The organism is Spirochaetaceae bacterium (genome assembly GCA_009784515.1).
Classification (GTDB): Bacteria; Spirochaetota; Spirochaetia; order WRBN01; family WRBN01; genus WRBN01.
In genome coordinates, this window is the sequence record WRBN01000034.1 from 1 (window position 1) to 17,694 (window position 17,694).

At 40.3% G+C, this 17,694-nt stretch carries 19 protein-coding genes and 2 tRNA genes; 16 read left to right on the top strand and 5 right to left on the bottom strand.

Annotated features, from left to right (window positions below):
- Window positions 1-394 precede the first annotated feature (394 nt).
- Window positions 395-1,567, bottom strand: coding sequence for a VWA domain-containing protein (locus FWE37_05030; GenBank protein ID MCL2520348.1), 1,173 nt, complete (start codon window positions 1,565-1,567; stop codon window positions 395-397).
- A 119-nt stretch (window positions 1,568-1,686) separates the two neighbouring features.
- Between FWE37_05030 and FWE37_05035 the strand changes: the two genes are divergently transcribed.
- The 4 genes from FWE37_05035 (at window position 1,687) to FWE37_05050 (ending at window position 4,295) form a co-directional block, all read left to right on the top strand.
- A complete protein-coding gene (locus FWE37_05035) occupies window positions 1,687-2,322 on the top strand; it encodes a hypothetical protein (GenBank protein ID MCL2520349.1) in 636 nt (211 codons plus the stop codon).
- A 79-nt stretch (window positions 2,323-2,401) separates the two neighbouring features.
- Window positions 2,402-3,205 (top strand): three-Cys-motif partner protein TcmP, encoded by an 804-nt coding sequence (tcmP, locus tag FWE37_05040; protein ID MCL2520350.1) that lies wholly within the window; start codon window positions 2,402-2,404, stop codon window positions 3,203-3,205.
- A 46-nt stretch (window positions 3,206-3,251) separates the two neighbouring features.
- Complete coding sequence (locus FWE37_05045; protein ID MCL2520351.1) at window positions 3,252-3,503, top strand: hypothetical protein; 252 nt, start codon at window positions 3,252-3,254, stop codon at window positions 3,501-3,503.
- 9 nt (window positions 3,504-3,512) lie between these two features.
- A complete protein-coding gene (locus tag FWE37_05050; protein ID MCL2520352.1) occupies window positions 3,513-4,295 on the top strand; it encodes a radical SAM protein in 783 nt (260 codons plus the stop codon).
- A 72-nt stretch (window positions 4,296-4,367) separates the two neighbouring features.
- Here the strand turns inward: FWE37_05050 and FWE37_05055 are convergent, their stop codons facing one another.
- The 3 genes from FWE37_05055 to efp all read right to left on the bottom strand — a co-directional run bounded on the left by FWE37_05055 (window position 4,368) and on the right by efp (window position 7,622).
- Window positions 4,368-5,174 carry a hypothetical protein gene (locus FWE37_05055; GenBank protein ID MCL2520353.1) on the bottom strand — a complete coding sequence of 269 codons (807 nt, stop codon included), beginning with the start codon at window positions 5,172-5,174 and terminating at the stop codon, window positions 4,368-4,370.
- A 101-nt stretch (window positions 5,175-5,275) separates the two neighbouring features.
- Window positions 5,276-7,030, bottom strand: a complete 1,755-nt coding sequence (gene selB / locus FWE37_05060) for a selenocysteine-specific translation elongation factor (GenBank protein MCL2520354.1) — start codon at window positions 7,028-7,030, stop codon at window positions 5,276-5,278.
- Between the two features lie 16 nt (window positions 7,031-7,046).
- Entirely contained in the window at window positions 7,047-7,622 is a 576-nt protein-coding gene (gene efp / locus FWE37_05065; protein MCL2520355.1) for an elongation factor P, read from the bottom strand.
- Between the two features lie 151 nt (window positions 7,623-7,773).
- On the opposite strand from efp, the gene rsmH reads away from it, so the two are divergent.
- From rsmH to FWE37_05100, 7 genes are all read left to right on the top strand, one after another.
- Window positions 7,774-8,718 carry a 16S rRNA (cytosine(1402)-N(4))-methyltransferase RsmH gene (gene rsmH / locus FWE37_05070; protein ID MCL2520356.1) on the top strand — a complete coding sequence of 315 codons (945 nt, stop codon included), beginning with the start codon at window positions 7,774-7,776 and terminating at the stop codon, window positions 8,716-8,718.
- 75 nt (window positions 8,719-8,793) lie between these two features.
- Window positions 8,794-8,865 (top strand) — tRNA-Glu (locus FWE37_05075).
- An 11-nt stretch (window positions 8,866-8,876) separates the two neighbouring features.
- Window positions 8,877-8,950: transfer RNA gene (locus FWE37_05080), tRNA-Asp, on the top strand.
- Window positions 8,951-9,043: 93 nt separating this feature from the next.
- A complete protein-coding gene (locus tag FWE37_05085) occupies window positions 9,044-10,234 on the top strand; it encodes a glycosyltransferase (protein MCL2520357.1) in 1,191 nt (396 codons plus the stop codon).
- 6 nt (window positions 10,235-10,240) lie between these two features.
- The gene (locus FWE37_05090; protein ID MCL2520358.1) at window positions 10,241-10,891 is read left to right on the top strand and encodes an ABC transporter ATP-binding protein; all 651 of its coding nucleotides are present in this window, start codon (window positions 10,241-10,243) and stop codon (window positions 10,889-10,891) included.
- Window positions 10,875-12,878, top strand: coding sequence for a hypothetical protein (locus tag FWE37_05095; protein ID MCL2520359.1), 2,004 nt, complete (start codon window positions 10,875-10,877; stop codon window positions 12,876-12,878). The genes FWE37_05090 and FWE37_05095 overlap by 17 nt, the downstream gene beginning before the upstream one ends.
- On the top strand, window positions 12,857-13,357 hold the full coding sequence (locus FWE37_05100) for a hypothetical protein (GenBank protein ID MCL2520360.1): 501 nt from the start codon (window positions 12,857-12,859) through the stop codon (window positions 13,355-13,357). Before FWE37_05095 ends, FWE37_05100 begins: the two co-directional genes overlap by 22 nt.
- Window positions 13,358-13,666: 309 nt before the next feature.
- On the opposite strand, the gene FWE37_05105 is transcribed toward FWE37_05100, so the two are convergent.
- Window positions 13,667-14,920, bottom strand: coding sequence for a hypothetical protein (locus FWE37_05105; protein MCL2520361.1), 1,254 nt, complete (start codon window positions 14,918-14,920; stop codon window positions 13,667-13,669).
- A gap of 111 nt (window positions 14,921-15,031) precedes the next feature.
- On the opposite strand from FWE37_05105, the gene FWE37_05110 reads away from it, so the two are divergent.
- From FWE37_05110 to FWE37_05130, 5 genes are all read left to right on the top strand, one after another.
- Entirely contained in the window at window positions 15,032-15,460 is a 429-nt protein-coding gene (locus FWE37_05110; protein ID MCL2520362.1) for a hypothetical protein, read from the top strand.
- An 11-nt stretch (window positions 15,461-15,471) separates the two neighbouring features.
- Window positions 15,472-16,065, top strand: a complete 594-nt coding sequence (locus tag FWE37_05115) for a hypothetical protein (GenBank protein ID MCL2520363.1) — start codon at window positions 15,472-15,474, stop codon at window positions 16,063-16,065.
- Complete coding sequence (locus tag FWE37_05120; GenBank protein ID MCL2520364.1) at window positions 16,062-16,427, top strand: hypothetical protein; 366 nt, start codon at window positions 16,062-16,064, stop codon at window positions 16,425-16,427. The genes FWE37_05115 and FWE37_05120 overlap by 4 nt, the downstream gene beginning before the upstream one ends.
- A complete protein-coding gene (locus FWE37_05125) occupies window positions 16,411-16,881 on the top strand; it encodes a hypothetical protein (GenBank protein ID MCL2520365.1) in 471 nt (156 codons plus the stop codon). Before FWE37_05120 ends, FWE37_05125 begins: the two co-directional genes overlap by 17 nt.
- Window positions 16,881-17,694, top strand: an 814-nt coding sequence (locus tag FWE37_05130; GenBank protein ID MCL2520366.1) for a hypothetical protein, incomplete at its 3' end; no start/stop codon positions are given. The genes FWE37_05125 and FWE37_05130, both read left to right, overlap by 1 nt.

Here is a 17,694-nt window from a genome sequence, read left to right on the forward strand (position 1 = left end):
AGTTTTCAACTATCACCCCGCTTTTAGCGGGGTTGACGGCGGTGATGATACCGGGCGACATAACGTTAAGTTCTTTATGAACTTTTTTCTCTACGGTCTGCATTAAGCGGCATAGTTTATGAGCTGCGGATTCTAGGGGGTTAAATAACCCTGTGGTATCTAACATTTTTTACTCCTTAAGTAAATAACTGATAACTGAAAGTGGACAGCTTTTTAATTCTTAATTTTCACCTTTCAGTTACCACTACTCAATTACGAGTTACTGTTTCTTCACTTGAGGAGAAAGTTTAAATTTTTTTTGATAATTTTTAAGGTTGGTTTGGTTAGATAAAATTGCTAGACTAGCTAGCCATCGATAAATACTATTGGTGCTTATAAAGGGGTAGTTACCTCTTTACCTGCCTACTCGTCTGGGGTCTTGCATGTAAATAGCATAAAGCTTAATATTTTTTTGGTTAGCTAAATCAATAACCATCTGTCCATCAACCCATTGTTCACCGCGCCCGCGCGGGGTTGGGTGCGGCGGAGCATCGCCTATTTGTATAATGATACGCTCATCACTTTGCCAATCCAGCTGCAAAGCCGCCTGCAAACCTTCGTAAACGGCTTCGGGAATATCGCCGCCGCCGCCGGCAATAATGGCCCTGATAAAGGCGTTATGGCTGGCTAAATCGGTACTAAAAGCCGCTGTACGCGTAAGGTACTGCGCGGGCGGATAATCGCGGTAGCGCACAATCGCCAACCGCAAAGTACGGCTCGGATTAGCCGCTTGCACCTGCTGCATTAAATTGGTGAGCAGTTCATCTTTAATGTAATCGAGGTGCACTTTCATACTTAAAGTGGTATCGATGACAAAAGCTAAATCGATGGTATTCCCGGCGCTATGGGCGGCTAAAATATCTTGTGTAATAGCGCCCAGCTGGGACGATTGCTGTACATCACCCCAAAAGCGGCCGCCGGTAGCGGCAGTAAAAACTTGAAAGGGGCGGTGCGGCGGCGGTAACTGCGGTAAAGGGATACCGGTACGAATAATAAAGGCGCTATCGTAATAATCTACCCCATATTGATTGTTGCCGTAGTTGGTATCGGGTAAAGCAAAGGCCCTAATATTAAACCAAGTACCTTCGTTAAATTCAAATTGTCCTTCACGCCCCCAAGGGTAGCCCCAAATAACGGCAGACGGCAGATGGATATGAAACCACTCGCGCTCATCGTTAAAAAAGGGCACCGCCAACGGCCGGCTGCTCATTAAAAAAAAGACCGGCTCTAGGCCGCGCGCTATTCTATCGGTATTATCAATGTAAACACCATCAAGTATGCGCCGTTCGCCCACTAAACTAATATGCTCATCGTAAGAACGTAAAGCGTAACTATCGGCCAGCTGGCTTTCGTCAACACTGCTATCGGTAAGTAAAATTGAGGCCCGGCCCGGTACCGCCAGCACAAAAAGCTCGAAACTGCCATCGCGGTTCGCAAAAATACGGGTTTCGCCCGCGCCAATTTGTAACGGGTTAGCCACTAAATTTACAGCCGCCATTAAGCCGGCTAAAATTAAAACTCTTTTCATTGTTTTACTTTTCGGCTAATTAAGGTATAATTTTAAGTTAGCTATTTTTAATGAAAGATGATATAAGCAATTACCTTTTTTATTATGTTTAAGCGGTTATTTACCGATTATTTAAGTAAATGAAGCAGCTAGGGCTTACTTTACTTTTTTTACTTTTTTTAGTACCTCAAACCGGTGAGGCAAGGCTTATCGTTACAGCCGAGCAATGGTACCGGCTTTACCATCAACATTTACATCGCATTCCCGAAAACGAATGGGAAAATTTAGTTTACCTCGAGAATGCCCTTAACGCCCCCTTTGCTAACCCCCTTAACGCTTTAACCCGCATTACCAGCGAAACCGAGTGGCAGCGCTATCAATATTTATTTAGAATGCATGTAAATTTGCAAATTGTACGCACTTATATAGCCATAGCCACCAAATACGACCGCCAGCGCGTTTACTTTTTTAATGCCCCGTGGCGGCGGCAAAACCTAGAAAGCCTAGAGATGGCCGAAGCCTTTTACGGGCGCGCCCTCTTTTTTTGGCAGCAAGCTTTACCTTATATCGAGCTGCTTAACCGGCCCGAATTTAGATGGATTGAGCAGCCCGAAATACGTTTTTGGCAAGATGAGCTAAGCCAGATACGGCGAGGGGCTTTAAATTTTGAACTTATTATTAATAACCATCTTGAAAGAGTAGCCCTGCACCGCGACTTTTTTGAAAACTTACCCGATACTATCCCTAACGATTGGCACTATGGGGTGTGGGAGTAGAGATTAATTCCTTTCTTTTTAGTTTATGACAAATTAAAAAATCTATGTTATACTCTTTAGATAGTATTGAGGAGAATAAATGTCTAATCCTAATAAAGAGTTTTTCAAAGAAAAGAAAATTTGGTCAGAAATTAAAGATGAACTTCTTACACACTACTTAACACCATATTTTAGTAAAATATTAGAAACCAAGAAACCTTTGCTTTATGTGGACTGTTTTGCTGGGAAAGGCAAATTTGATGATGGAAAAGATGGCTCTCCTTTAACGGCTTTGCATAAATTAAACGAAATTATAGATAATAAACATAAAAATAATCGCTCTATACCAACAGTTAGTATGAAATTTATTGAATTAAACTGGGCAGATGAACTTAATATCAATATTCCACAACATTATCAGCAATGGAGTGAAATTATCAATGGGAAATTTGAGGATAATATTAAAAATTTGCTTCAAAATACTCCCAAAGATTTTAATATTTTTCTTTACATTGATCCTTATGGTATAAAAGCTTTAAATGCTACTTTATTTAAAGAACTTCCAACCAAATTTAATACGGCCGAATTACTCATAAACTTTAATTCGCATGGCTTTCTTCGTGAAGCTTGTCGTGTAAAAAAGATTACACTTAGAGAGCAAGAAGATGAATTTTTTAGCGACCTTAAAGAATATGATAGTTCAATATTTCAGCATATTAATGAATTGAATGATATAGCCGATGGAGACTATTGGCAAGCTATTATTGAGGAATATTATCAAGAGGAAATAAACTGGTATCAAGCAGAGCAAAAATTTTCATATCAATATAAACAATGTTTAAAGAAAAAATATAAATACGTTTTGGATATGCCCATTTGCCTAAAAAAAAAATCATTCTCCTAAATATCGTATGATTCATGCTACCAAGCACCATGACGGGTGTGTTTTGATGGCAGAGAATATCGCTAAACGTAAAGAACGTTTGTTTATAGACATTCAAAATAAAGGGTTGCTAGATTTGCGGCAAGAACTGGACGATGATTCTTTAAAGCAATTACTTAACAATGTTATAATAGAAGATGATTTAACAAAATCTTTAGCCAATTTTTATAATGAACACGGTGTAATTTGCGAATCTTCTCGCCTAAGACGTATTTTAAAAGAGCTTAAAAATCCTAGTAAACAAAATACATTATTTTAAGGGGCGCTAATGACTACCAATACCACAACACGAAAATCTATGCTCTATAAAACCGATGTCGAATACGGTGATTATACTATGAACCATGTATTAGGTTGTTCTCATGGCTGTTTATATCCTTGTTATGCTTTTTTGTTAGCAAGAAGATTTGGAAAGGTGGCAACCTATGAAGAATGGTGTAAACCAAAACTTGTAAGCAACACACTTGAAATTCTTGAGCAAGAAATTCCGCGTTTAAAATCAAAGATAAATTCAGTTCATTTATCTTTTACTACTGACCCATTCATGTATGGATATGACGAGATAAAAGAAGTAACTATAGCAGCAATAAAAAAATTAAATATGGCAAATATACCTTGTACAGTTCTTACTAAAGGATTATTACCTATTGAATTATCAGAATTATCTACTAAAAATGAATATGGAATAACACTTATTTCCCTTGATGAAAATTATCGAAAGAGAATAGAGCCCGGTGCAGCTTCATATATAAATAGAATTGCTGCTTTGAAAGTTTTACACGATAAGGGTTGTAGGACATGGGTAAGTATTGAGCCATATCCAACACCAAATCTTATTAAACAAGACGTATTAACAATTTTAAATGCCGTTTCATTTACTAATCGCATTATATTTGGTAGAACAAATTATAGTAAAGAAGTTTCAGCTTTTACCAAACATCGCGAATTTTATAATGAACAAGCAAGGGTTGTAATTCAATTCTGTAAAGAGCATAATATTGATTTCCATATAAAAGATGGAACATTAACTGAGGTTAAAATTGTAGCTTAAATTTTACTTATAACACCACCCTATCATTTTTCCGCCTCTTCAGCAATCCCGCGTATGGTTTTTGTTTTTTTACTATTGGCCTTCGTATAACCGTATATTAAAAGTTGTTCGCCTAGTAGTAAAGGTATCGCTAGCGCCCGCAGCTATTGGAATAAGCGGTGGTTGTGGTGAAAAATGTCCATGCGGCCACTCATAGTTTGAATTTGGGGCTACAGCAATAGTTTTATTGGTGCGGTTATTTATTGTTGTTAGTACCACACTATCGCCGTTTTCAGTTAAAGCAGGCCTGCCTGCATTCTCTCTTGAAACCATCAAGTGTCTGTTACCATCATAAAATGGAGCAGGAACTCGAGGCTGTCTAGGCGCAGTTACAGAATTTGTACCGCCTTGCCATATCCACTCATTATTAATCCTTACCCAGCTCCACCCTTCAGAAACAGCCATACTTCCGCCAGCTATCCACTGCTGGTTACCGGTAATACCATTATTATTGATGGGAGCAGGAAACCAACGAGGCCCCAATATTTCACCGCGATTAGTACCATCAAAGTATAAATAAAATTCATCACGAAAGCTGGTAGCGCCATTACCAACCCAGAGCATTTCTACCCGGTAGTGGTAACCAAAAGCCGTTGCATCATGCAGGGTTATTATAAGATGGCTATCATCATCAACTACACGGTATCTTACAGCGTGATTGTTAATTGGAGCGATAGCTTGCATTGCTGTAACCCTAACTTCTGAATTATTATTTACTATATTATTGTTATTGTCATTACTTGTTATATTGTTAACGTTATTTGGTAAAAAATCCATAGGGCACGAAGTAAGTAAAATTAGTGTAGTTAGCGCTAACGTACCAATAAACATTTTTTTCATAAAAGCCCCCTAAATTGATATTTGCTGTAGTATAACACAAAATGTATTTTTTGCAAATGATGTTTACAAAAACTAAACTCTTTCAATTTTCACTTTTTAATTTACAGCACCACCCTCTCATTTCCCTGCCGTTTAAGCAGCCCCTCACGTTCCATAGCATTAAGTAAAGGGATAACATATTTACGCGATAACCCTAAGCCGTCTTTTACCTCAGCTATGGTAACAAGCTCGCCGGCTGTTTTACCTTTTAAGATAACCTCTTTGGCTTTAGCATAACTGGCCGGGTGGTAGTACAGCCCTTCATCAAGGTAAACGGCAAGACCGGCGGTATTTAAAGTTTTTATATCTTTAACATTAGTCAAATCACGCTCGTGCAGGCCGACTAAGGCAGCCTCTTTAAGTTTTTGCTCCAACTTGTGTTGAGCAGCCGTTAAAGTAATGGCCGCTTTTTCGCTGTACAATTTATAATTGCCGGCTACTACCATCATTATTTTTTCTTTAATTAAATAATCGCTTAAAGCTTCGGCAAAGTTTTGCTCCAATTTAAAAGCGGTTTTAAATTTATCAAAGTTTAAGCTGCTGCCGGTTAAGTCGGTTTTGATGGTTGTTAGTAAATTATTTAAATAGTTGTTATCGGCATAAAAAGGACCTATCTTAACGGCATTATCAAGCGGTTTATAGGCTTTTAAATACCCTGCTACGGCCAGTTGTAACTCATTGTGGCTGTTAAAATGTTTACCGGCCAGCAAAGCCAATTTCTTACGGTGATGGCTGCCGGTAGCTCCTGCCCAAAAAAGCGAAGCCGCCGCCAAAATAGTACTGCCGCCATGACTAATAATAATGGCTTTTTGCCGCCAAAAAAAACTTTGCGGCTCGGTAAAACGCAGTCTAACTAAATTTTTAACTATAGCAAACTTATCGCCTTCTTGTTTGTAGAGAGGGATTAGCCGGGCAATTTGGCAGTTAGTCCCCACCGCCAGCTCAATATTTTTAGCCTTAAATAAATTATCGTTAAAAATTTCATCTATGGCTAAAACTACCTCTACAGCCGTTAAAACTTCTTCGCCGGCAGCAAAGTTAGTTAATAAATCGCCGCGTTTAATAGCCTCGCGTTTTATACCTTTTAAATTTAGGGCTAAACGCGTAGTTGCGATAGCCGCTGTTACCTCGTGGTGGTATTGCCCGATGCCTCTTATAGCCAGCTTTTCACCGCTGGGAAAGTGGTTTAAAGTTTCTTCTTTGGTTAAGTTGCCGGCGGCTAAGCTACCGGTAACGGTAAGGCCGGCTCCTTGTATGCTAAATACTCTGTCTATATATAAATAACTGAGAGTCGAGAGTTGAGAGTTGAGAGTTTGCAAGTTAAGAATAGCTGTCAGCTTTTCTTTTAAACCGGTTATACCTTCACCCGTTAAAGTGGATACTTTAACTATTTCAATATCTTGTTTAAAGATGTTAAATAATTCTTCTTTAACAAGAAGCTCTTGCAGCTCAAGGCTTTCGGCATCCAGCAGGTCAATTTTATTAAGTACGCAAATAGTGGGTAAGCCTAAACTTAAAGCCACCAAAGAGTGCTGGTAAGTCATCGGCATAAAACCTTCATCGGCGGCTACCACCAGCATAACAAGGTTAAGGCTCCACATACCGGCCACCATATTACGGATAAACCGCTCGTGGCCCGGCACATCAATAACCCCTACCGTTAGGCCCTCTGCCGTAAAGTGGCTAAAACCTAAATCGATAGTCATACCGCGTGCCCGTTCTTCGGGCAGCCGCATTTGCTCGCAGCCGGTTAAGGCTTTAATTAAAGCCGATTTACCGTGATCGACGTGACCTGCTGTTCCGATAATCTTGTGCATATAAAAACAAATTAATTTACTTAACTCGTTCTACATATTCGCCGCTGCGGGTATCAATTTTAATTTTAGTACCCATATCGCAAAAAAGCGGCACCATTATTTCAAAACCGCCGGTAACACTATTTACTTTAGCGCGCTTTAACGAGCGGCCGCTGGTATCGCCTTTAATACCGGGTTCGGTTTCGATAATTTCGCGCTCAACGTTAATAGGAATACGCACATCAACGGCTTTGCCTTCGTAAAAAGCCATCTCAATTTCGATACCATCAACAATATAGTTGGCATTATCACCTAAATCGCCTTGCGGTACCTCAATTTGCTCAAAGCTTTCGCCATCCATAAAAACAAAGTTTTCACCGTCAAGATAGCTAAATTGCATAGGCCTTAGCTCCAGCTCGATGGTCTCTACTTTATCGGCGGCTTTGTAAACGCTTTCGATAATTTGATTAGAGAGTAAATTTTTAATTTTAACTTTCATCACCGCTGCGTTGCGGCCGCTTTTGGTAAACTCGCTCTTTAAAGTTATATAAGCCTGTCCATCTAATAAAAAAGCGGTACCGGCTCTAACTTCTTGCATAACTATAATTGCCATAAATAATAAATCCCTCAACTTAATTTGTTACGGTTAGTATAAAGTTAAATGGCCGGCTCGTCAAGGGGCGGTTTGAGCTACTTTTCGTAATAAAGCAGCCGCTAACCTTTACAAAAGACCGTTAATTAGCTATAATTTTATTAATTTTACTATGTACAAACATTACTCCGTCTTATTAAACGAGGCCGTTGCTTTACTGGCTTTGCCATCCGGCCTAGCCCAAGGGCCGATTATCGATGGCACCGTAGGCGCTGGCGGCCACAGTTTGGCCCTGCTGCAAAATTATCCGCATATTCAATTAATAGCCCTAGATGCCGATGGGCAAATGTTAAATTTAGCCCAAAAACGGCTAAGCGCTTATGCCGGCCGGGTAAAGTTTTATAACCTTTTTTTTGATGATTTTTTGACCAACTACCCCACCGATTTGCCTAACCCCGCCGCCATCTTACTCGATTTAGGAATATCCAGCTACCATTATGAGACCGGGCGCGGTTTTTCTTTTAACGATAATTTGAGTCTAGATATGCGCATTGGTGCCGACGGGCCATCGGCCGCCCAGTTAATAAATACCTTAACGGAGAGCGAGCTAGCCAACCTGCTTTACCGTAACGCCGATGAGCAATTTAGCCGCCCCATCGCCAAAGCTATTGTTAAAGCCCGTACCGCAGGCGAAATAGTTACCGCCAAACAGCTGGCCGATATTATTGTTAAAGCTTTGCCCCACCAACACAACAAAAGCAAATATCACATTGCTACTAAAAGTTTTCAGGCCCTGCGCATTACCGCTAACGATGAACTTGGCCGCCTGCAGCGCACCTTACAACCGGCCTTTAATTTGCTGCCGGCCGGCGGCAAATTGGCCATTATTAGCTTTCATAGCATAGAAGACCGCCTTGTTAAACAGTACTTTGCCGGCTTAACCAAACGCTGCCAATGCCCGCCTAACATACTTATTTGCAACTGTAGCGGCCCCTTAGCGCACGATTTAACCAAAGGCGGCCTATCTGCCGGCACTGACGAGTTAAAACTTAACCCGCCCTCACGCTCGGCCCGTTTACGAGTGATAGAGAAGTTAGCAGATAAACAAAAAAATTAACTGAATCCTCTTGACACATTTTGCCGGTTATGTTAAATTATTTTTTGTAAGGCAAAGCTTGCTTTATATAAGCGTGTCTCCTTCGTCTATCGGTTAGGACATCGGATTTTCATTCCGACAAGAGGGGTTCGATTCCCCTAGGAGATGCTTACATTATTGGAGATGTAGCGAAGTTGGTTATCGCGTCGCCCTGTCACGGCGAAGACCGCGGGTTCGAGTCCCGTCATCTCCGCTTTAAAAGTTTTATTGCAAATGCTTTACCGGCTATAAGCGTAAACAAAATGGTTGTTTTTTTCAAGATTAATTTTTACATTAAAGAAATACTATGAACATTGCCATCTTTAGTGATACTTATTTGCCATCTAAAAACGGTGTAGCCACTTCTTTAGCTCAATTAAAGCGCGAATTAAGCGAACTTGGCCACAATGTATACATTTATACCACTCAAGTTAATGAACCTCGCGAAGATGATGCAAAAATTTTTCGCTCGCCCAGCTTAAATTTACATTTAAAAGTTGATGGCCGCTTGGCTTTTGCCAATATTATACAAATTGGCCAGCTTATACGGCAGCAAAATATCGAGCTTATCCACACCCACTCCGAATTTACGATGGGTTTGGCTGGCCGTTACTTAGCCCGCAAACTTAATATACCACATGTACATACTTTACACACTTTATGGAATGATTACCGGCATTACTTTTTTAAATCTAGGGTGGCTAACAAATTAGTCTCGGCCCATAATGTGGGTAATCTTTTAGCTTCTTATATGTCGGGCTGTACGGCTTTGGTAGCCCCTTCACCTAAAGCCAAAGCCTACCTTAAAGAAATTGGCTTAAATCGTTCTTATATCGTTAATAACGGTGTTGATGCCGAAGCTTTTAGCCGCTGGATAAGTGATGACGAAAAAATTACTTTAAGGCAGCAACTCAATTTAAAATCAGATGATATTTTAACTTTGTTTGTTGGTCGTATCGCCAGCGAAAAACGAGTACTGCCCCTTTATAAAGCCTTTAAAAAACTTATGCAAAAATATACATTTAAAGCTATGTTAATCGGCGAAGGGCCTGACCTTAAAGAGCTAAAACAACTAGCCTACAATGATAAGCTTAGCCATAACTTTATCTTTACCGGTTATCTACCTTACACAGAAATATTTAAATATTATGCTATAAGCAATATTTATACTACTGTATCTTTAAGCGAAGTACAACCGATGACCGTTATAGAGGCCTTAATTAGCGGCCTGCCCATTGTGGCCCATACCGACCTTGCCTACGAAGGGTTAGTTTTAGATGGTGTAAACGGTTTTATCGCTCAAAATGACGAAGATTTTGGCCGCAAACTTAGCGCTTTGTTAGATAATCCGGCTTTAATAGCCGATTTTGCTGCCGCCAGCCGCCGCCATTCATTAAATTTTTCGGCCGAGCGGCAAGCCGGCGAAATGGCCGAGCTTTACAAAAAAGCTATTGACTGGGGACGGCCGCAGTGCCGCTATAACAATCTTGCCGGGTAACTCATAATGATTTTAGCAGCTAATAATATTTACCATTCATTTAAAGATAAAGAGGTGCTAAAAGGTATTAATATTAGCTTTAGCGGCGGCATTGCTGTTTTACTGGGCGAAAATGGTGCCGGTAAAACTTTATTTTTAAAGATTTTAAGTGGTATTTTAGCCGGCATACAAGGCGAAGTAACTCTTGATGGACAAAATGTAGCCGTCTTTAATGAATGCCGCAAGGCCATTGGTTTTGCCGCCGAAGAGCTGTATTTTTGGCCTGCTTATACTGTATTAAATGCTTTAACATTAACCGCCGATAAAATTTTTGCCGAACAACTTATCCAATTATGCCGCTTAAGTGAGGTTAAACAAAAAAAGATTAAAAATTTAAGTTTTGGTTACCGTAAGCGGCTTAATTTAGCTTTAGCTTTAGCCGGTCGGCCGGCTTTTTTATTATTAGACGAACCCACCAATGGCCTAGACCCTATAGAGCGCGACTTTTTTTTAACTACCTTAAAAGAACAGAGTAAAAATTTAACTGTCATTATGGCTAGCCACCGCCTAGAAGAGGTAAATGAACTGGAGGCCGCAGCCCTTATCTTGCATAACGGATTACTGCACAAAGTAGAATCTAGCCGTATTAAAGAGGCCTACCATGCCATTCATCACTAATATTTTTAAGCACGAAACCAATTTATTTTATAAATATAATATCTTAGGCCCCTTAGTTTTAATTTTTATCATAACTACAGCTAATTTATTTAATTTTACTATCTTTCACTTTCCATTAGAGATAGGAATTTTCAATTATAGTTATGGGTTTTTAATAACTATTCTAATTTTTTTCCCTTTTTTTAGCTTGTTATCTTTTAGCCATGAAGCCGAACATTTAACCCTTAACCGCCTGTTAGCTTTACCTCTAAACGAAGGACAATTAGTTAAAGCTAAATTTATGACTTGCTTTAAATTACTTATTCCTATTTTAACGATGATAGTGCTGTGGCAGTTAATTTCGCTCCATTGGCACTTTTTCGATTTTGGTCTCTTCTTAACCGCTCTTATATCCGTTGCCGCCGTTGCTTTTTTAGCCGCCGCCGCCGCTATCTTTTTCGGGACTATCGTTAAAGCTCTTATTTCACCGCTGCTGTCTTTACTCTTTTCGGCTTTATTAATTTTTTCTCCACTTAATTTCTTCTCTTTGGATAGACGACTTTTCTTCTTCGCTAAAGGTATTATTAACACCGCCGATTTAGCCTTTTTTATAGGGATTGGCTTAATTTTTTTAGGGTTAAGTACAGTAATTTTACAAAAAAAACGAGGTATTCCCAGTAAAAAACCATTATTATGGTTGGCGCTTTTCGTCCTTAACTTGGCCTTTCCTCTGCATATCGACCTCACCTTTAACGCTATGCACCGCCCGGCGCGGGCAAGCCGTTTACTTTTAACCCGGCTTGAAGCGCCGCTTTACCTTAGCTATTATATCTCTCCGCAGCTGAGTAACCAACCGGCCGCTAACGAGGTATGGCGCATCTTAAATCAATTTAATAAATTTGGCAATGTACATGTAAACAGGATAATTACTAACGATACTATCTTGGCCGAATCGTTTGGCTTTTTTATACAAGGTAATAACTTTGCCGGTTTAGTTATAGAGTATCAAGAAAAATTTACCACCTTTCCTTTTCTTATTGATAGCATAGAAGTTGAACACAGTCTAGTTAATCGTATAAATATGCTTATAAATGGGTCTTATCGTTTAGCCGTTATCACCGGGCAGCATCGTTCTAACGAAATGAATAGCCTTTTACATTTATCTTTACAAAATAACTTTGAGTTAGTAACCGATTTAAGTTTAGCCGATGGATTTTTAGTGATTGACGAAAGTACCGTTAGTGCGGCGATGGCCGATTATTTATTTAGACAAAACGAATTAGGCAAAGGCCTTTTTATAGCCATAAATCCTATTAAAATAGAATTATTTGGTGATAGCCCGCCGGTCTTTAACGCCGATGGTGCGCTCCTGCGCGAGCTTTACCGGAGCGGCTTAGCTTTGGATACGGCCTTAATCCTCGACCCCGATGGCCTACCCTTAACCCTGCAAACCGAAGCCGGCGTGAGAGAAGAACCTTACCCGCTTTTTGTACGCGGCCTTGCCACCGGTAATAGCCGCTCGATTTGGCACGGTATAAATATTCCTTATTCTGTAGCCTTAGCCACTACCGGCGAATGGCAGCCCTTAGTGCAAAGCAGCGCCGCTACCTATATGCAGGAAGGTTTTATTAATTTATGGCCGGCCAATGAGACTGCTCCGCCTACCGCTTTAAACGGCCCTTTTACCTTGATAGCTACCCGCCAAAACGGTCTGGGGCAGTTAATTGTCGCCGGCAGTGATAGTTTATTTAGCGACTTGCTGGCTTTGGCTCCCGCCGCCGGCCATAACTTAGCCATAGCCAATCTTTTAGCCGAGCAATTAACTAGCAATAATAATTTTACTAACTTGCACACCCGCTTTAATCCTCTTATAATGGCTCGTAGGCCTTTTTTATTAAATAATGACGGTGTTACTTTAACTTTACGTATTATTTTAATAACTTTTAGCTCTTTAGTGATAATAATTCTTTTTTTATGGAAAAATAGATGGTCAAAAAAGTTGTCTTAATTATTTTGCTAATTATTCCTTTAATTGGGCTATTAAATAACCGGCCACGCCGGGCGCCTGTAACCGCTTTTAGTTTTACCCATAACGAAGAAGCCATTAACTCTATACATTTTAGCTCATTAAATTTTGAAAGACATTATCTTATGCTTAATAATTTTAGCTGGATTATCGAAGAACCGGGTCAACCTGCCATAGGAGCTAACCCCAGAGAGATAACAGCTTTACTTAATATCTTTAGCTCCAACTTCGATTTAATACTGACGGAAAGCAATATAACGGCAGGAAGGCTACATATTTATGGGTTAGATTTTAACAATAGCTTAATAATTAATATTAATGGCCATTATCCCTCAAGTGTAGGCAGCTCGCTGCTGGTAGGCTTTCGTACGGCACGCGGCAACGAATTATTTGCTTTGCATAACGGTAATGTTTACAGAATAGAACTGGCCCTGCTCTATTCATTACTAGGGAGCAATTAATCATCTACACTAAAAAACAAAAACCCAGTAAACGTTTACTATAAAAGTAATTATTTACTAGGTTTAATGGAGGTGGCGGGAGTTGAAATCGGAGGGTTATGTGCATATATGATAAATAGTGTAAATTATGCACGTAATATTGTCAATATAGTGTATAACCGCATACCATGCAAGATAGTTTTAGTAAATATTGCTCACAATAATGCTCATACCAATAAAGCAAAATAGAAAATAAAACCAGAATCAAGCTGGTTTTATTAATAATTACTATTAAATGGTTTATCATTAATTAAGTATCTAAGGGAATTTCTACTCTTCTGTCCACTCGCCGCCATATTTACGCGTAAGTTCATCTAATCGCTCTCTGTAACCTGCTTGGTGCTCTCTAGTACCCATACCACCTCTACCGCCAGCCATGCCCTGCAAAGCTATGAAGTCTAATACTCTTTGGTCATTTTTGCCATAAATTCTCTCCATTTCTGCCACTGCCGCCCTTTGCGCTTGCTCTCTAGTTGCGGCCTCTTTAGTAAGCCCCGGTGCAATACTGCCTACAGGGTTGCTAAGAAATCCCTTAATAGCGTCCCCTATTCCACCTAAAAAATTTTTAAGGGTATTATCTTTAGCTACACCATCAACCCGCTCGGCAATAAGGGTAAGCATTTGCAGCTCTTTTTCGCGTAAATAGTTTTGCGCTTTAATAGTATTTACGGCGGCATTACGGGCACTTTCATTTTGTAGGTAGCGTACCTCTACTTGTGCTCTTTCGGCCTCTAAGCCGGCGCGCTCGGCAGCATATTGATTAGAGCCCGCTAAATCTTGGCTAGATAAGTTTGATGGCTGGTATTGCAAAGCTCTTTGATACTCTTCTATGTACCTCCTCCAGCCACCTATACGGCCAAATTCACTATCCATAAAGTCTTGCCCAAAACCTAGCGAGGCTGCAACTTGCCGGCGCATGGCCGGGTTATCGATAGTATCAAGGTACTCAAATATTTTTCTTAGTGCAGTATCAGCAGTGTCAAGCTGAGTAACGCCGGCAGCATTAACCCATTGGTTATCACCAGTAAAGGCGTTATCACGCGCGGTGCGGGCTACATTAATTAACTCACCGGCTTGTAAACCTTGTGTGGCTAAGGCCTGCTGTATGGCACTACCCTCCGCCTCTCCTAAGCCGAAGGCACGGCCAATAGTACGGTTACTTATCACTTGGTCGCGGGCCTGTACTCCGGCATCAGCGGCGCGCAAGAAGGCAGTAGCTGCATTTTGTATACCGCCAACAAGCATACCAATAGCGCCGCCGGCCATACCACCTGCAAGGCCGCCGGCAAAGGCATTGCCCGTGCCTAGCTGCTTGAGGCTACGGCTAACCTTAGTTATTTGCTGGTTAAGTTTTTTAAAGCCTCTATCACTATTTCTAAAAAAATTATTCATGCCTCGCCCGCTAAGACTAGGTATTTGCGCCATATCGCGGCTTAAACGGTTAAGCTGCGGCCCCATACGGCGGCGGTCTACATTAAAGCTTAGAGTGCTTACTAATTGGTCTATAGGTATTTTGCGTGCCATAAGGTTAGTATACAATATATTAAGAGTATTTACATTAGATAAATTGCAATGGCATAAATAAATATTTATGCACTACTATTAAGTAATATTAAATTGGCTTATAATAAGTGAATGGCAGAACAGGTTATCGATTGGTTAGTAGTAAATAAGCAAATAGAAGCTGTAAATCTTATGGCCGGAGCAGCTATACCCATAATTGAACTTACCGAGCCCGAAGAGCCGCAGGATAATGAAGAAGCCAAGCAGCCACAGCCGGTAGAGCCTTACTTAACGGCTATTGAATTAATAATAACTAACCATATCTATAATGTTAAGTGGCCATTAAGCCAAGAGCAGTTTATAGCTTGGCTTTGGTGCTACTACATAGGGGTATTACAGTTCGGTGCTGCCGGCAATGCCCGTATGATAGCGCTTGGCGATTTACGTGTAAATATGACAGAACAGCAAACTAATAATCTAGCTTGGCTACTGCTAAAATGGTTAGAGCCATATATTGATTTACCCTTTTTTGAGCCAGTAGTGGCAGGTTATGTTTATTAGGAGTATTAATAATGGCTTATAATGCAAAAACTCAAGGTAGTATAACTGCTAATTTAGTCTTTAACTTCGATTTCAAAGGCAACTCTAACCGCAGTAATGACCGTGAATTTGCCAAAGGAGTTATTAAATACAGCGACCGCCTTAAGAAAAAATTCAATGTGCCGGGTGTAATCCTTTTTAGCTACTTCCATAGTAAAGATGTAGCTCGTATTAACCGCTGGAACAGGCAGGGCACTACAAGTAAGCATGGTAACCCACATATACCGGCACGTAACTGGCTTAAGGCTCATGGCAAAACCTACAAGGGTATGCGGTTAAGACACGGTATAGGCAAGGTGCGGGCTAATGCACTGCTGGAGGAGTTTGCTAAGTACCATGTAAATAATAAGCAGGCTATTACTAACCTTGCTGAAGTGCTGGCAGAAGATATTATGAATGATACTAAAGAGGTATATTTAAGACAAACACAAAACTTTGCCAGTACCATTCCTAATGCGCCCAGTACCATTAGTAGTAAGGGCTTTAACCGCCCTTTATACCGCACGGGACGCACTGTAAATGATATACGCGGCGGCTACACATTAAATACAAGGGACAGCCAATGATAAATACAAACAGCATATTAAACTTTGCTAATGGCAAGCAATATAGCTACACTGTGCAGCCACTAAGAGCTGGCCAAGAGCCTCTAGCTACTGGCCAAGTTTTAGGGGTATTACAGGTTACTAGGCAAAAAAGTAGAGGGCAAAGCGGTGAGGTTACTAACCGTAATATCTTTAGATTTTATGCACGTAGCCCCATTACGGCAGCGGGCGGTAATATTGCGTTAAATACCGAAGAATATGGCGATATTAGGTTAGTGCTTAATTACGATTACAGCACATCGGCCTACATGCCTCATGTTAGGTATGATGGCGAATTAGCACGCGAATATAAGGAGGCTGGCGGCAATGATTTTATCTCATAGCAAACTAACTCAAAAGCTAAGCGCCGTACTTAGCGCGAACTTTTTTGACATTAACGATAAGCCAATTAATGTGGTGCTTGATGTACTTAATCAAGATTTAGCCAGCCCCGTTTGGTTTACTATAGACGGCTTTAGATTTAAGACTATTAATGCCAGTACAACCAAGTACATGGGCAGCGGTACGGTGCATATTTTAAGCAACAGCTACAATAGCCGGCCAATTAAATTTAACTTAGGCATACAAACAACTGATGGCACTATTAGACTAAATGATGAGGCGGAAATGGTATATTTCACCAATGAACAAAGCCTAGATTATTTGGCTGATATTACCTTTAGTTTTGACATTAACTTAACTTACGAAGAGGAAGACAGGCCATTAATTGAACATATAGAGGGAAATCTTAATATTGATGGTATTGATAACGAAATTATAATTGACAAGGAGCAATAATGGGTGCAAATGATGGAAACGCAATAGTAGAAATTGTAGTAACGGTAGAGCAAATAGTGGCCGCTAACACTATGTTTAGGCAAAACACGGCCTTTATGGTCATGAGCAATGACTATAGCTACAAAATACTAGATAGAGGCAGCTTAGATGATGATATTAGCTTGATTACTAGTGATGATGATAAGGCCAGTATCCGCGCCTACTTTGCTGCCGGTGGCGCAAGGCTAACGGTAATTAATGTGCTTAAAATGGAAGTTGTTGTACCTAAGCCAACTGGCAGCTATGGCCAATTAGTATTAAGCCAAAATGGTACTGGCACTTACACTAATGGCGGTGCGCCGATTACCTTTAACTGGAGCGTAAATAGTGCTAATACGCAAATATCCTTTAGCAATAGCAGCAACACCAATGTTATTGCTAATGTAACCTCCCCCATGACTTTAACATGGGACGAAAGCGCTAACTTAGTAAAATTAACTATAGAAAAATTTTTCTCTATTAAGACTATATCGCCGGCTTTACCGGGTATTTATGGTAATTTAACCCTAAATGAAGACGGCTCCGGCAGCTATAGCGATGGTACAGATTCGGCAGGCTTTAGCTGGGAGGCTAATAGTGATGATACAGTGCTTACCATTATTGACAGCACCGATACTAATGTAATTGATGATAGAGATTATGATATAAACTTATCATTTAATAGCTCTACTGGCCTTATAACCCTAGCTATAGCTGCTTTAAGCAGTTTTAGTGAAAGTAGAGAACCATCTAGCAGCGAAATACTCTATGATTTTTTACCGATAGAAGCAGAAC